Origin of the sequence: Anaerosalibacter massiliensis, from assembly GCF_024623155.1 — a bacterium.
In the GTDB taxonomy this organism is placed as follows: Bacteria; Bacillota; Clostridia; order Tissierellales; family Sporanaerobacteraceae; genus Anaerosalibacter; species Anaerosalibacter massiliensis.
Genome location: NZ_JANJZL010000001.1, coordinates 334,676 through 348,931, shown reverse-complemented (window position 1 = coordinate 348,931; position 14,256 = coordinate 334,676). Strand labels below are relative to the sequence as shown.

Genomic DNA, 14,256 nt, shown 5'->3' with positions numbered 1-14,256 from the left:
AACAAATGAAATTTTTAATAACTGGTGGAGGAACTGGAGGACATATATATCCAGCTTTAGCCATTGCTAATGAAATAAGGGACAGATACAAGAATGCAGAAATATTATATGTTGGAACAGAAAAAGGAATGGAAAGCGAATTGGTTCCTAAGGAAGGTTTTGATTTTAGGACTGTAAGGGTGAAGGGCTTTCCTAGAAAAATATCAAAAGAAATTTTTAAGACTGTTAAAGAGTTGTTTTTAGGTCTTAATGATGCAAAAAAAATTATAAAGGAATTTCAACCGGATATAGTAATTGGCACTGGTGGTTATGTATGTGGTCCAGTAGTCTATATTGCCAGCAAAAAAAAGATACCAACTATTATACATGAGCAAAATGCATTTCCTGGAATGACTAATAAGATATTATCTAGATATGTAAATAAAATAGCATTAAGTTTTGAAGAGTCTAAAAAATATTTTAAGTATCCTGATAAAATGTACATAACAGGAAATCCAGTAAGAAAAAGCTTATTTTCAATAGATAAAGATAAAGCTTATGAAGAACTAAATATAAAATCAGATATTCCATTTTTGCTTTCTTTTGGAGGAAGTGGAGGACAAAAAAAATTAAATGACAGTATGTTTCATGTAATAAAGGAAAATATTAATAATTCTAATATACAAATACTTCATGTAACAGGTAAAAGATTTTATGATGATTTTATAAATAATTTAACTAAAGAAAATATAATTATAAAAGAAAACATTCAAGTACTTCCTTATTTTTTTGATATGCCAAAGGGTTTGAGTATTGCAGATTTAGTTATTACAAGTGCAGGCGCTATAACTCTTTCAGAAATAACTGCATTAGGAATACCAAGCATTATAATTCCTAAATCATACACAGCAGAAAATCATCAAGTATATAATGCAAAAGCTCTTGAAAAAAAAGGTGCTAGTGTAGTTATATTAGAAGAAAGTTTAACAGGAGAGGTTTTAGAAAATACTATTAAAGAGTTAATAAAAGATAAGGAAAAATTAAGTTCTATGAAAGAAAACAGCAAAAAACTTGGAAAGATAAAGGCAGTTAATGAGATTGTCGATATAATAGAGGAAATGATTTAATAAATTTTAGCTATGTAACACCTTTTTAGAATATGCATAGAATATATTATATCTAATATATAGTTGTTGCATATTCTGGAGGTGTTATGATGGGGAAATATATAATTAATGGAGACAAAAGATTAGTAGGTGAAGTTTCTGTGTCAGGGGCTAAAAATGCTGTTTTGCCTATTTTAGCAGCTACAATTGTTGGAGGTAATAGGAGTACCATTTTTAATACTCCAAATCTTAGAGATGTAGATATAATGGAAAAAATATTACTTTCCATTGGATGCAAAGTGGAAAGAATGGACAATATTATGTATGTTGATTCTAGAAATTTAAGTAGTACAAATATTCCAGATGAACTAGTAAGGGAAATGCGTTCTTCAATTATACTTATGGGTTCTATGCTAGCTAGATGTGGTGAGACAACTGTATCCTACCCAGGGGGTTGTGAAATTGGTCCAAGACCTATAGATTTACATCTAAAGGCATTGAGACAAATGGGAGCTGAAATAGATGAATCCCATGGCTTTTTATATTGTTGTTGTAAGGAACTAAAAGGTTGTGAAATACAATTAGATTATCCAAGTGTAGGTGCTACAGAAAACACTATATTGGCTGCTGTGAGAGCAAAGGGAACTACTATTATAAGGAATGCAGCAAGAGAACCAGAAATCATAGATTTACAAAATTATTTAAATAAATGTGGTGGAAAGGTATCTGGTGCTGGTACTAGTATTATAAGGGTTGAAGGAGTAGATAAATTTGAAGATGTAGAATATACAATTATGTCAGACAGAATAGTTACGGGAACTTATATGGCAGCATCAGCAATAACTGGTGGAGAAGTTGTAGTAAAAAATATTGAAACCAATCATATTCAAGCTATAGTAGCTAAATTAAAAGAGGCAGGTTGTTTAATATATAATGATAATAGTTCGTTGAAGGTTATAGGTCCTGAAAAGATAAACTGTATTGAAATGACGCAGACACTACCTTATCCAGGATTTCCTACGGATATGCAGGCCCAAATGATGGCTCTTTTAAGTATAGCCAATGGTACAAGTATTATATCAGAGACAGTTTTTGAAAATAGATTTAAGCATTCAGATGAACTAATAAGAATGGGAGCTAATATTAAAATAATAGGTAAGGTAGCTATAATAAAAGGGGTTAAAGAACTTACAGGTGCAAAAGTGACTTCAAAGGATTTAAGAGGTGGAGCAAGCTTAGTATTAGCAGGTTTAAAAGCCAAGGGAACTACTGAAGTTGAAGATATTTTTCATATAGAAAGAGGCTATGAAGATTTAGATAAAAACTTGAGAAAACTAGGAGCAGATATTGTGAAGATAGAATAAGCAGCTATTTGCTGCTGTAGTTTGCAAGGACAAGCACTAGGTGGTGTATTGAATGACTAAAAAGGTAAATGTTGATAAAAAATCAAAGAAGAAACAAAAAGGAATTATATTTTTTATATTTTTAATGATATTTTTTATTTTTATTATGATATCGTTTAAAACAAATTTATTCAATATATCCTCAATGGAAGTTGAGGGAAATGAAAATTTATCTGAAGAAGAAGTTGTTAATGCAGCAGGAAATTATGAAAATGAGAATATATTTAGGGTTAATACAAAGAAGATGGAGATGAATTTAAAATATCATCCTTATGTAAAGGAAGCAAATGTAAAGAGAAAATATCCTGATAAATTGGTAATTAAAGTCTTAGAGAGAAAAGAAAAATTTATTATACCTTATATGGAGTCTTATGTATATTCTGATGATGAAGGAATTATTTTAAGAATTGAATCTGAAGCTGATACAAAAAAAATACCAGCAATTAAAGGTATAGATATTGAAAGACCCAAGGTTAAAGACGAAGTTATTGTTAAAAATGATAGAGATTTAAATAATTTAAAAGAAATTATACAGACAGCTGATGAGTTTAAACTACTTCATCAAATAGAAAGTATTAATTTGTCAAAAAAGGAAAATATTAATATAGAATTAAGAAATGGAATTAAGGTTGCCTTTGGACCTTCAAATAATGTAAAATATAAATTAAGATACCTTTATAGTATATTAGAGGATATTTCAAAAAAAGACTTAAATTGTAAATACATATACTTTAATAAAGGGGAGAATCCAATTATAGTAACTGATGATAAATAGGAGGATTTAAATGAAAAAGGTTGAAGGACGAGTTGCAATTGCATTAGTATGTGTTTTCTTAGGTGTTATTTTAGCTATACAATTTAAGACTGTTAGCCAAACAATAGGCACAGGAGTTTTGCCTACTCAAAAATCTCAACAATTAGCTATTGAACTAAAGAAAATTCAAGAAGAAAGAGATGGACTTAGAAAAGAAATAGATGATATTGAAGAAAAAATCAGCCAGTATGAGAAAGGCGAATCAGAAAAGAATGTATATACTGAAAATCTATATAAGGATTTAGAAAAATATAGGATGTTTGCAGGTTATGCAGATTTGAAGGGACCAGGAGTAGTTTTGGAGATAAATGATCCACCTATGGATGTTCAACTTGGTGAAGAGTCTAGTATAATAGATGATTATGATATTATATTGCAAATAATAAGTGTTTTAAATGCTTCTGAAGCAGAAGCTATATCTATAAATGATCAAAGATACACTGCCTATACTGAAGTAGTTAGAGCTGGAAATCACATTGAAGTAAATGGAGTTTCTGTAGGTGCACCTATAGTAATAAAAGCTATTGGAGACCCTTCCTTGCTTGAATCTTCTCTAATTTTCAAGGGTGGCATATTATGGTATTTGGAAAATTATTCTGATTATATAGTTCAATTGAAGCAGGAAAAAAATATTGAAATTCCTAAATATAGAAAAACTCAAGAATTTACTTATGCAAAGCCTAAAGTTGACAGTGCCAATTAACAACCCTAGGGGGATGGATATGAAAAAAATTAGTAAATTTAATTCTATACTATTTGTTTTTAGTATACTTCTAGGTTTTTTAATTGTGACTCAAATGAAACAAAATGTAGAAAGTTATAATTTAGTTACTTTAAAATCTATTCAAGTTACTAAAAATGAGATAAATAATGCCCATGATGAGATAAAGGAAATGAAATCACTCATAGAAATTAAAAAAGGAGAATTGAAAAAAATAGAAAAAATAAAGGGCAATAGTAATGAAAATATACATGATGTTTTGATTGAAGGAGTTGAAGAGACAAAAGCTATTGCTGGGCTTACAGATATGGAGGGTCCAGGGATAGTGATTAAGATGCAAGATAATCAGGATACAGAAATTAAGGGAGTTGAAATTAGTGATGATGTAATTCATGACATGGATATACTTATGATATTAAATGATTTGAGAGTGGCTGGAGCTGAGGCAATAAGTATAAATGGTCAAAGAGTAATGCCTATGTCTGAAATTAAATGTGGAGGGCCTATAGTTAAAATCAATGGTAAAAGTTTGGGAACTCCTTTTATAATAAAGGCAATAGGTGATCCTAAGCTTTTATATGCTGCTGTCAATGCACCTGGAACTCATGGATATGAAATAAAAAATTTTAATAAAATAAATGTAAAATCCAATATGGAAGACAATGTTTTTATTCCTGGATATTCTGGCAGATTTAAATTTAAACATGCCAAACCTATAAAAGAAGGTGATTAAATTGTTATTTGCATTGTTAGGAATTTTAATAGGGGTAGTTGTTGGACTTATACTTCCCATAACCTATAGTCCAACTTATGCATTATATATATCAGTAGCAATACTAGCTTGCCTAGACTCAGTATTTGGAGGAGTAAGGGCAAATTTAGAAAACACATTTGACACTAGAATATTTATATCAGGTTTTTTTGGAAATGCAATATTAGCTGCTTTTTTAGCCTATATTGGTGATAGACTAGGAGTACCTTTATATTATGCAGCTATTTTTGCTTTTGGAGGAAGGTTATTTGACAATTTTGCATCTATTAGAAGAATACTTTTATTTAAAAGAGGTGCAAGGAAGAAGAAAGAGGAAATTAAAGAAGAATGATTAGAAGACTACTAGATATTCTAAAGTAGATTTAGGCTAAAGGGGGCATATTTATGGATGAGTTTATTACCTCTATTGACCTAGGTACTTCAAAGGTATGTGCTATTATCAGTGAAATAGATAAAAATAGACAACTCCAAATAGTAGGAGTTGGGACTTGCCCCTGTGAAGGGATTAAAAAGGGTATTGTAGTAGATATTGATTCTACCTCTAAGTCTATATTATATGCATTAGAACAGGCTGAAAATATGGCAAATATGGAAGTTAGTACAGCTTATGTAAATATACCTGGTGGATATACAAAGATTATAAGAAATAAGGGCATAATAGCTGTATCTGGCGAAGATAAGGAAATTGATTCTGAAGATATAGAAAGGGTGTTGAATTCAGCTGCCATTTTATCTATGCCACAAGATCAACATATAATAGATATTATTCCTGCCCAATATATAATAGATGGTTATGATGAAATAAGAGATCCTTTAGGGATGGTAGGAATTAGACTAGAGGCAGATGTAGATATTGTTATAGGTTCTACTACAACTATTTTAAACGCTGTTAAGAGTGCAAATGAAGTAGGTATGGAGGTTTTAGGACTAATACCTGAGCCTTTTGCAGTTTCCGAATCTGTATCTAACAAAGATGAAAGAGAGTTAGGAGTCTTGATAATAGATATAGGAGCTGGAACAAGTGATTTCTCAGTTTTTAAAAAAGATCAATTAAAATATAATGGTTTAGTTCCCATAGCAGGAAATCATATAACAAATGATATATCCGTTGGATTAAGAATTTCTTTTGATGAAAGTGAAGAAATAAAAAGAAAGTTTGGTATAGCTTATACCCCTTTGGCTAGCGATGAAAAAATGTTAAAGGTAAATCCTATTGGAATAGATCAGAAACTTAGTATTTCTGAAGCTCAATTGTCTACAATAATTGAAGCTAGATTAGGGGAAATTTTTGAAATGATTAATGAAGAACTTATAAAGAATGATTTGAAAAAAGAAATTTTAACTGGAATAGTATTAACTGGTGGAGGTGTTGGTTATTTTCCGGGTTCTAAAGAACTTGCTAAGGAAATATTTAATTTACCTGTAAGAATAGGTAAACCTAAATTTATAGGAATTGATGACCCAATATATTCGACAGGATTAGGATTGATTAATTATTCGCTTAAAAGAAAATTTAATTATTATATAGAACATAATGATTCAGAAGTTAAAAAAAGTAACTCTAGCAAAAAATCAGGAAACAATATTACATCATTTTTTAAGAAAATATGGGATGAATATTTTTAGCATTATTAGATAAGGGGGTTTATGACGTGTTTGACTTTGATGTGGAAGTAGAAGAATTTGCACATATTAAAGTTATAGGTGTTGGCGGAGGTGGCAACAACGCAGTAAATAGAATGGTTGAATGTGGTGTTAAAGGTGTTGAATTTATTGCCATAAATACGGACAAGCAAGCATTACAATCGTCCAAGGCAGAGACTAAGTTACAAATTGGAGAAAAATTAACTAAGGGATTGGGAGCAGGAGCCAATCCAGATATAGGAATGAAAGCGGCAGAAGAAAGTAGAAATGAAATTGCCGATGGATTAAAAGGGGCAGACATGATATTTATTACTGCTGGTATGGGAGGAGGTACTGGTACTGGTGCAGCACCTATAGTAGCAGAAATAGCAAAAGAAATAGGAATATTAACTGTAGGAGTAGTTACTAAGCCTTTTACTTTTGAAGGAAGAAGAAGAATGATCCACGCTGAAAAGGGTATTGATGAATTAAAAAACAAAGTGGATACATTAGTTACTATTCCAAATGATAGGTTGTTGCAAGTTGCAGAAAAAAAGACTACTATTGTAGAAGCATTTTCTATGGCTGATGAGGTGTTGAAACAAGGTATTCAAGGAATCTCAGATTTAATAGCTGTACCAGCCCTTATTAATTTAGATTTTGCTGATGTAAAGACTATTATGTATGATCAAGGAATAGCTCATATGGGCATTGGAAAGGCTACTGGAGATAATAGAGCACAAGACGCAGCAAGGCAGGCAATACAAAGTCCACTATTAGAAACTTCTATTGAAGGAGCGAAGGCAGTCCTTTTAAATATTACAGGTGGTGGAGATTTAGGAATATTTGAAGTTAATGAAGCAGCTGATTTAATTAGACAGTCAGTAGACCAAGATGCAAATATTATATTTGGAGCAGGAATTGATGATAGTTTAAATGAGGAAATACAAATTACTGTTATAGCTACTGGTTTTGGAGGTGGAAATAGAAAAACTCTAAAAAGCAAAGAAAAGCCTAGTGCAGATGAAAAACTGAAAACTAGAGAGGAAATATCAGATAGTCAATTTGACTTAGACAATCTTGATATACCTACTTTTTTAAGGAAAAAAGATAGATAAAGAAGAAAGTAAATATTATGTCAAAAAATCGTTTCTCAAAATAGAGAGGCGATTTTTTTTGAGCCTAAGAAGTGACAATATTTTCTAGATAAATAATATATAATATACATAAATTTATTTCTATATGAATAAAAGTAGAGTATAGGGTTTTTTAAAAGGGGGCATTGTATGTATATTTATGCTGAGTACTTAATTTTAGAAAATGCTATTATTAATTATATTATACTATATGTAACCAAAAAGATTACTAGAACCGAAACAAGTAAATTTAGGTTGATAATGGCAGCTTTTATAGGTGCAATCTATACTTTAGTAGTGTTTTTCCCATCTCTTAAATTTATGGTTAAATTTACAGTAAAGATTTCAATGTCAGTTTTAATTATTATAGTAGCTTTTAATCCAGAAAAATTTTCAGATTTTATCCGCCTATTATCTATGTTTTATGTGACAGCTTTTGTTTTTGCAGGTGCTACCTTTGCACTATTTTATGTAATAAATGGCAAGTTTTCAGTTTACAATGGAGTATTCTATATAACAGATTTTCCAGTGAAGTTTTTAATATTAGGAGTTTGTACATCTTTTATTTTAATAAAATATGTATTTAGTTATTTGCAAATAAAATTAGGTAAGAAAGATATTTTAACCAATATAATCATTAATTTAAATAATAAAAAAGCTAATATAGTAGCATTAGTTGACACAGGCAATTCTTTAAAGGAGCCTATTAGCCAAAGACCTGTAATAATAGTTGAATTTTTTGCTATAAAAGATTTGCTTCCAGAGAAGGTCCAGAGACTGTTCATGAATAATGATGATTTTGATTTAGATATTGTAACAGATATAATGCTAGAATCAATAGATGAAATAAACCTAAGAGTTATACCTTTTAAGGCTATAGGAACAGAGAGTGGTATGCTATTAGGGTTTAGTCCAGATGAAATTTTAATAGTAGATGAATTTGTAGAAAAGAAAATAGAAGAAGAAATAGTAGTGGGAATATATAATAATAAATTATCTAATGACAATAAATATAAGGGTTTACTTAACCCAGAAATTTTATACTAAGGGGATGACAATATCATGAGTAATTTAGTAAAAATCAGAATGAAAGTTAGTTTGTTTTTGTTGAAAACAGGGTCAAAGTATAAGCTATTAAGGGAAGTGTTTTATATAGGGAGTGGTGAAGTGCTTCCACCGCCTCTGAAACCAAAAGAAGAAAAAGAACTCATATGCCAATTAAAGGAAGATAATAGTGTGAAAGGTATACTTATAGAAAGAAACTTAAGACTGGTTGTTTATATAGCCAGAAAATTTGAAAATACAGGTATATGTGTAGAAGATTTAATCTCTATTGGAACAATAGGACTTATTAAAGCTGTTAATACTTTTAATCCAGAAAAAAAGATAAAACTTGCTACATATGCATCTAAATGCATTGAAAATGAGATACTTATGTATTTAAGAAGGAATAATAAGGTTAAATCTGAAGTTTCTTTTGACGAGCCTTTAAACATAGACTGGGACGGAAATGAACTATTGCTTTCAGATGTATTAGGAACTGATGCAGATATTATATTTAAATATCTAGAGGAGGAAATAGATAGAGAACTTTTAGATCAAGCTATGGAGAAACTTTCTGGTAGAGAGAAAAAGATAGTAGAACTTCGGTTTGGACTTAGAAATGGACAGGAGAAAACTCAAAAAGAAGTAGCTGATATATTAGGCATATCTCAATCTTATATTTCAAGACTTGAAAAAAGAATTATAAGAAGACTTGAAAAAGAGATAAGTAGAATGGTCTAATACTTGGATACAGGATTTTTCTTTAAAATGGTTAATCTATTTACATTAATTAATGAATAAAAAAAAGCATAAGGGTAATAATTTTATCTTAAAAGGGGCAAAAAATGGTGAAAGGGATGAAGATAAATAATGCGTAGCAACAAAGTAGAAATTTGTGGAGTAAATACATCAGAGTTGCCTGTTCTCACCAATGAAGAAATGCAAAAATTGTTTATAAAAATTAAAGCTGGAGACATGGAGGCAAGGGAAGAGTTTATCAATGGAAATTTAAGATTAGTTTTAAGCATTATTCAAAGATTCAATAAAAGGGGAGAACATGTAGATGATTTATTTCAAGTAGGTTGTATAGGTCTTATTAAGGCTATAGATAATTTTGATTTAAGTCATAATGTAAAATTTTCTACTTATGCTGTTCCTATGATAATTGGAGAAATTAGAAGATATTTAAGAGATAATAATTCTATTAGGGTTAGTAGATCTTTAAGAGATATAGCTTATAAAGCTTTGCAGTCAAGAGAACAATTTGTAAATAGGCATTCTAGAGAACCAACAGTAACAGAAATAGCAGAGGATTTAAATCTACCTAAAGAAGAGGTAGTTTTTGCTCTAGATGCTATACAAGAACCTATTTCACTATTTGAACCTATATATCATGATAGTGGGGATGCTATATATATAATGGATCAAGTAAAGGATGACAAAAGTGAAGATGAAGTTTGGCTTCAAGGAATTGCGTTAAGAGAAGCATTGGATAAATTAAATGATAGGGAAAAGCATATATTAAATTTGAGATTTTATGAAGGCAAAACCCAAATGGAAGTTGCAGATGAGATTGGAATATCACAAGCTCAAGTTTCTAGACTTGAGAAAAATGCATTGAAAAATATGAGGAAATTTATTTAAAAAATAATAGACTATTCATTCTCAATTATAATTGAGAATGAATAGATTTTTTATAGTTAAAGTTTTATTTAAGCAACAATTTGCTCAAACTTTCTTATATATATTTGAATTAATTCCTTTTCATCTATATCTGCACTTGGTTTATCTAATACTATTTGCCCACCATTTAGCATTATTATTCTATCGGAATATTTAAGAGCATCTTTTATATTATGAGAAATCATTATTGTTGTTATGGAATACTTTTCTATTAATTTTTTTGTCTTTTCCATTATTAGATTAGATGTTTTTGGATCTAATGCTGCTGTATGTTCATCTAACAATAATAGATCAGGATATTTCATAGTAGCCATAATTAGTGATAGAGCTTGTCTTTGACCACCAGATAGAAACTTTACTTTAGTATCTAATTTTTTTTCAAGCCCTAAACTTAAATCTTTTAATAGTTCAATATATTTATCTATATTTTCTTTTTTTAATAATTTTTTTAGAGTGAATTTTTCTCCTTTTTTATTAGCTAAGGACAAATTTTCTAAAATGGTAAGAGATGAAGATATGCCCATGGAAGGATTTTGATATACCCTTCCAATATATTTAGCCCTTTCTTCTTCTTTTAGTTTAGATATGTTTTTTTCTTTTAAAAATATATTGCCCTGATCTGCCAATATATTTCCACCAATTATATTGAAAAGAGTAGTTTTTCCACAGCCATTGGGACCAATTATAGCTGTAGATGTATTTGTTTCTACTTCTAAATTGAAATTATTAAATATATTTATTTGATTGTCCGTATTTGAGTTGAAACTTTTACATAGATTAGTTATTTTTAACATAATTTACTCCCCCTTTTCTTCTATTAAAGCTTAAGATATCTACTAGAAAATTATTATAGGATATAAATATTATTACTATTATTGCACTAATAGCTTTAAAATCAGTAGGCTCTAATCCTAAATCTAATACGATTCCTTCTATAAATTTATATATTATTGCACCTAGTATTGCTCTTGTTGTATTTTTAATTTTATTTGAATCTTTATTTATAGTATCTCCTATTATAATTGAAGCAAGGGCTACTACTATAATAGAACTACCCATAGTAATATCTACAAATCCTTGAAATTGGGATGCTAAAGCACCACTTAAAGCTACAAGTCCATTAGCTATCATCATTCCCATTGTTTTATACATGTTGATATTTTTTCCTAAAGCTTTTATAAAAGATTCATTATCCCCTGTTACTATCAATAAATAACCTGTTTCTGTTTTTAGAAATTGATCTAATATTATCTTTACAAATAATACAATTATAATTAGTACAACTAATGTAGAATTAAAATCAAAAATTGAATCATAACTAAATAGTGGTATATTAGCTTTTCCATTAGTCCTAAGATTTATAGAGTATAATATAGTCATAGTTAATATTCCAGACAAAAGAGGTTTTATTTTTAGCTTTGTAAAAAGTATAGATGTTAACAATCCAGCTAAAGAACCAAAGATGAAAGCCATTAAAGTACTTATTATCGGATTAACCCCCATATACATAAATTTTGCAAATATGAATGCTCCAAAGGGGAATGTTCCCTCTACAGAAAGATCTGCTATATCTAATATTTTATAGGTTATAAATACTCCCATAGCTAAAATAGAAAATATAAGTCCCTGTTCTAAGGATGTTATAATAAGTGAATTCATTAATAGTCCTCCATTCTTTACTTTTTATTTTCAACTTCTACAGCTTTTTTAAAAACAGGAAGGTTTGGATTTAATCCTAATTTATCTAAAGTATTTCTGTTAATCTTTGTTATAGTTTTTTCTGACACTTCAACAGGTATTTCAGAAATATCTTTTTTATCTACAAGTATTTTTTTTGCCATTTGTCCTGTTTGTTTTCCTAATTCATAATAGCTGATTCCATTTGTAATAAGGGCACCGCCTCTTACTTGTGTTTCTTCAGCAGAGACTGTTATCATCTTGTTTTCTATAGCTGTTTTTGATATTAATTCTATTGATGAAGCTACCATATTATCAGTAAGAAGATATAAAGCATCTGCTTTTTTCATTATGGAATTTAGAGCTTGAGGAAGTTCATTTACATTACTTACTCCAATAGTTACAACTTTCAGATCTTCGCTAGATGCCAATTTATTTACTTCTTCTATTTGAATTTCAGAATTTGTTTCACTAGTGTTGTACAATATACCTATAGTTTTGATATTAGGGTCAATTTCTTTAAACATTTTTAGTTGAGAAGCTGTAGGAGCCATGTCAGATGTTCCAGTTACATTTTCGTTGATATTTTCCCAATCTTCAATTATTTCTGATTTTACTGGATCAGTTACTGCACTAAATAATATAGGTATATTTCTTGTAACTTGCTTAGCACTTTGTGCAGCAGGCGTTGCTATTGCAAATATTAAGTCCATTTTATTTTTTGAAAAAATTTGAGCTATACTAACTGTATTTGCAATATCTCCTTGAGAATTTTGATAGTTTATTTCCACATTAACTCCAAGATTTTTTAACTCATCTTCAAAACCTTCCCTTACTTCGTCTAACGCTGGATGTTCCGATAATTGGCTAATTCCAATTTTAAATACTTCATTTCCTGATGTATTATTGTCTTTTTTACTATTTACATTACATCCTGTGAAAATTATTGTACTTGCTAGTATTATTAGTACTAATATGCTACTAAGTTTATATTTTTTCATTTTTGTTTCCTCCTTTAAAATTAATAATAAAAAAATCTTCCATCCCTATAAACATAATTTTTATTATGTTTATAGGGACGAAAGATTTTATCCGTGGTACCACCCTTATTATGACAGTGTCATCACTTAATCAGACCTAACAGTCCTATCCCCTATAACGATGGGCTTTCGAATCCGTCTACTTGAATAATCGTTTAACGAATCTGCTTTGGAGTGAATATTACATATCCTCTTATTGCTGGCTCTCACCTTTCCCAACTCTCTTTAAATAAGATAAGATATCTTTTTCTCCATCATAGCATTTATATATTGGATATTATAATAATACTTTAAAACATTAATGTCAAGAGTTATTGAAAATATTTTTAATATAAAATAATACTATACTAGAAATAAAGTAGTCATATTTTATATATCTATAAAAATATACATAGTAGAAGACAAGTATTAAAAGGTGGTGGAATAATGATTAAAATATCAGAATTAAGAGAGAAGGAAATTATAAATATAAGAGATGGTTCTAGGCTAGGATATATAGATGATGTGAAAGTAGATTTAGATAAGGGAGAAGTAACGGGCATAATAATACCTGGTCCAGGAAAAGTTTTTAGTTTATTTGGTAAAAATCAAGATGTAGTTATAAATTGGAATGATATTATAAAAATTGGAATAGACACTATTTTAATAGACTTCAAAGAAGCTGAATAAATCTATATTAGACAATTTTTAATCTATATATTATAATAATATAACCAGATGGTTAGTTATTAAGAGTGTATAATGTGAAAAAGAGGTGAAACCATGAAATGCCCTTTTTGTAATTTTTACGAAACTAAAGTAATTGATTCAAGACCTACTGATGAAGGACAAGCAATTAGGAGAAGAAGAGAATGCATTAATTGTAGTAAAAGATTTACAACTTATGAAAAAATAGAAGAAATACCTTTGATTGTAGTAAAGAAAGATGGGAATAGACAACCTTATGATAGGAATAAATTACTTACTGGAATAATAAAAGCTTGTGAGAAACGTCCAGTATCTATGAAAGTTATAGAACAGATAGTTGATCATGTTGAAAAAACATTGTACAATTCCATGGAAAAAGAAGTAACTAGTAAGTACATTGGCGAAATGGTAATGAATAAATTAAAAAATGTAGATGAAGTATCTTATGTAAGGTATGCCTCTGTATATAGGCAATTCAAGGATATAAATACTTTCATGGATGAATTAAAAAAACTTTTAGATGAAGAATAAAGAATAGTTCAGGACTTTACTATTTAGTAGGGTCCTATTT

The 14,256-nt window shown here is 29.3% G+C and carries 16 protein-coding genes and 1 other annotated feature; of the genes, 13 read left to right on the top strand and 3 right to left on the bottom strand.

Annotated features, from left to right (window positions below):
- The first annotated feature begins 5 nt into the window (after positions 1-5).
- From murG to sigG, 11 genes are all read left to right on the top strand, one after another.
- A complete protein-coding gene (murG, locus tag NSA23_RS02050; RefSeq protein WP_042681483.1) occupies positions 6-1,106 on the top strand; it encodes an undecaprenyldiphospho-muramoylpentapeptide beta-N-acetylglucosaminyltransferase in 1,101 nt (366 codons plus the stop codon).
- Positions 1,107-1,195: 89 nt separating this feature from the next.
- Positions 1,196-2,449 (top strand): UDP-N-acetylglucosamine 1-carboxyvinyltransferase, encoded by a 1,254-nt coding sequence (gene murA / locus NSA23_RS02045; RefSeq protein WP_042681485.1) that lies wholly within the window; start codon positions 1,196-1,198, stop codon positions 2,447-2,449.
- Between the two features lie 52 nt (positions 2,450-2,501).
- Positions 2,502-3,263: a cell division protein FtsQ/DivIB gene (locus NSA23_RS02040; protein WP_042681487.1), complete on the top strand. Its 762-nt coding sequence runs from the start codon at positions 2,502-2,504 to the stop codon at positions 3,261-3,263.
- A 10-nt stretch (positions 3,264-3,273) separates the two neighbouring features.
- Positions 3,274-4,005 (top strand): DUF881 domain-containing protein, encoded by a 732-nt coding sequence (locus tag NSA23_RS02035; RefSeq protein WP_042681489.1) that lies wholly within the window; start codon positions 3,274-3,276, stop codon positions 4,003-4,005.
- A gap of 19 nt (positions 4,006-4,024) precedes the next feature.
- Entirely contained in the window at positions 4,025-4,756 is a 732-nt protein-coding gene (locus NSA23_RS02030; protein WP_042681492.1) for a DUF881 domain-containing protein, read from the top strand.
- A 1-nt stretch (position 4,757) separates the two neighbouring features.
- Positions 4,758-5,126: a small basic family protein gene (locus NSA23_RS02025; RefSeq protein WP_042681493.1), complete on the top strand. Its 369-nt coding sequence runs from the start codon at positions 4,758-4,760 to the stop codon at positions 5,124-5,126.
- A gap of 53 nt (positions 5,127-5,179) precedes the next feature.
- Positions 5,180-6,421, top strand: coding sequence for a cell division protein FtsA (gene ftsA, locus NSA23_RS02020; RefSeq protein ID WP_042681495.1), 1,242 nt, complete (start codon positions 5,180-5,182; stop codon positions 6,419-6,421).
- Between the two features lie 26 nt (positions 6,422-6,447).
- Positions 6,448-7,536 (top strand): cell division protein FtsZ, encoded by a 1,089-nt coding sequence (gene ftsZ, locus NSA23_RS02015; protein ID WP_042681497.1) that lies wholly within the window; start codon positions 6,448-6,450, stop codon positions 7,534-7,536.
- Positions 7,537-7,704: 168 nt separating this feature from the next.
- The gene (gene spoIIGA, locus NSA23_RS02010; RefSeq protein ID WP_042681500.1) at positions 7,705-8,601 is read left to right on the top strand and encodes a sigma-E processing peptidase SpoIIGA; all 897 of its coding nucleotides are present in this window, start codon (positions 7,705-7,707) and stop codon (positions 8,599-8,601) included.
- 15 nt (positions 8,602-8,616) lie between these two features.
- On the top strand, positions 8,617-9,339 hold the full coding sequence (gene sigE, locus NSA23_RS02005; protein ID WP_042681502.1) for an RNA polymerase sporulation sigma factor SigE: 723 nt from the start codon (positions 8,617-8,619) through the stop codon (positions 9,337-9,339).
- Positions 9,340-9,468: 129 nt separating this feature from the next.
- On the top strand, positions 9,469-10,242 hold the full coding sequence (sigG, locus tag NSA23_RS02000; RefSeq protein ID WP_042681504.1) for an RNA polymerase sporulation sigma factor SigG: 774 nt from the start codon (positions 9,469-9,471) through the stop codon (positions 10,240-10,242).
- A 68-nt stretch (positions 10,243-10,310) separates the two neighbouring features.
- On the opposite strand, the gene NSA23_RS01995 is transcribed toward sigG, so the two are convergent.
- From NSA23_RS01995 to NSA23_RS01985, 3 genes are read right to left on the bottom strand one after another with little or no spacing between them, the layout of a single operon-like run.
- Entirely contained in the window at positions 10,311-11,075 is a 765-nt protein-coding gene (locus NSA23_RS01995) for an ABC transporter ATP-binding protein (RefSeq protein ID WP_042681506.1), read from the bottom strand.
- On the bottom strand, positions 11,059-11,940 hold the full coding sequence (locus NSA23_RS01990) for an ABC transporter permease (RefSeq protein ID WP_042681509.1): 882 nt from the start codon (positions 11,938-11,940) through the stop codon (positions 11,059-11,061). Before NSA23_RS01990 ends, NSA23_RS01995 begins: the two co-directional genes overlap by 17 nt.
- Positions 11,941-11,957: 17 nt before the next feature.
- Positions 11,958-12,959 carry an ABC transporter substrate-binding protein gene (locus tag NSA23_RS01985; RefSeq protein WP_042681512.1) on the bottom strand — a complete coding sequence of 334 codons (1,002 nt, stop codon included), beginning with the start codon at positions 12,957-12,959 and terminating at the stop codon, positions 11,958-11,960.
- Between the two features lie 70 nt (positions 12,960-13,029).
- Positions 13,030-13,265 (bottom strand) — a binding site (T-box leader).
- A 159-nt stretch (positions 13,266-13,424) separates the two neighbouring features.
- Between NSA23_RS01985 and NSA23_RS01980 the strand changes: the two genes are divergently transcribed.
- Positions 13,425-13,667: a YlmC/YmxH family sporulation protein gene (locus NSA23_RS01980; protein WP_042681514.1), complete on the top strand. Its 243-nt coding sequence runs from the start codon at positions 13,425-13,427 to the stop codon at positions 13,665-13,667.
- 93 nt (positions 13,668-13,760) lie between these two features.
- The gene (gene nrdR / locus NSA23_RS01975) at positions 13,761-14,216 is read left to right on the top strand and encodes a transcriptional regulator NrdR (RefSeq protein ID WP_042681516.1); all 456 of its coding nucleotides are present in this window, start codon (positions 13,761-13,763) and stop codon (positions 14,214-14,216) included.
- Positions 14,217-14,256 lie beyond the last annotated feature (40 nt).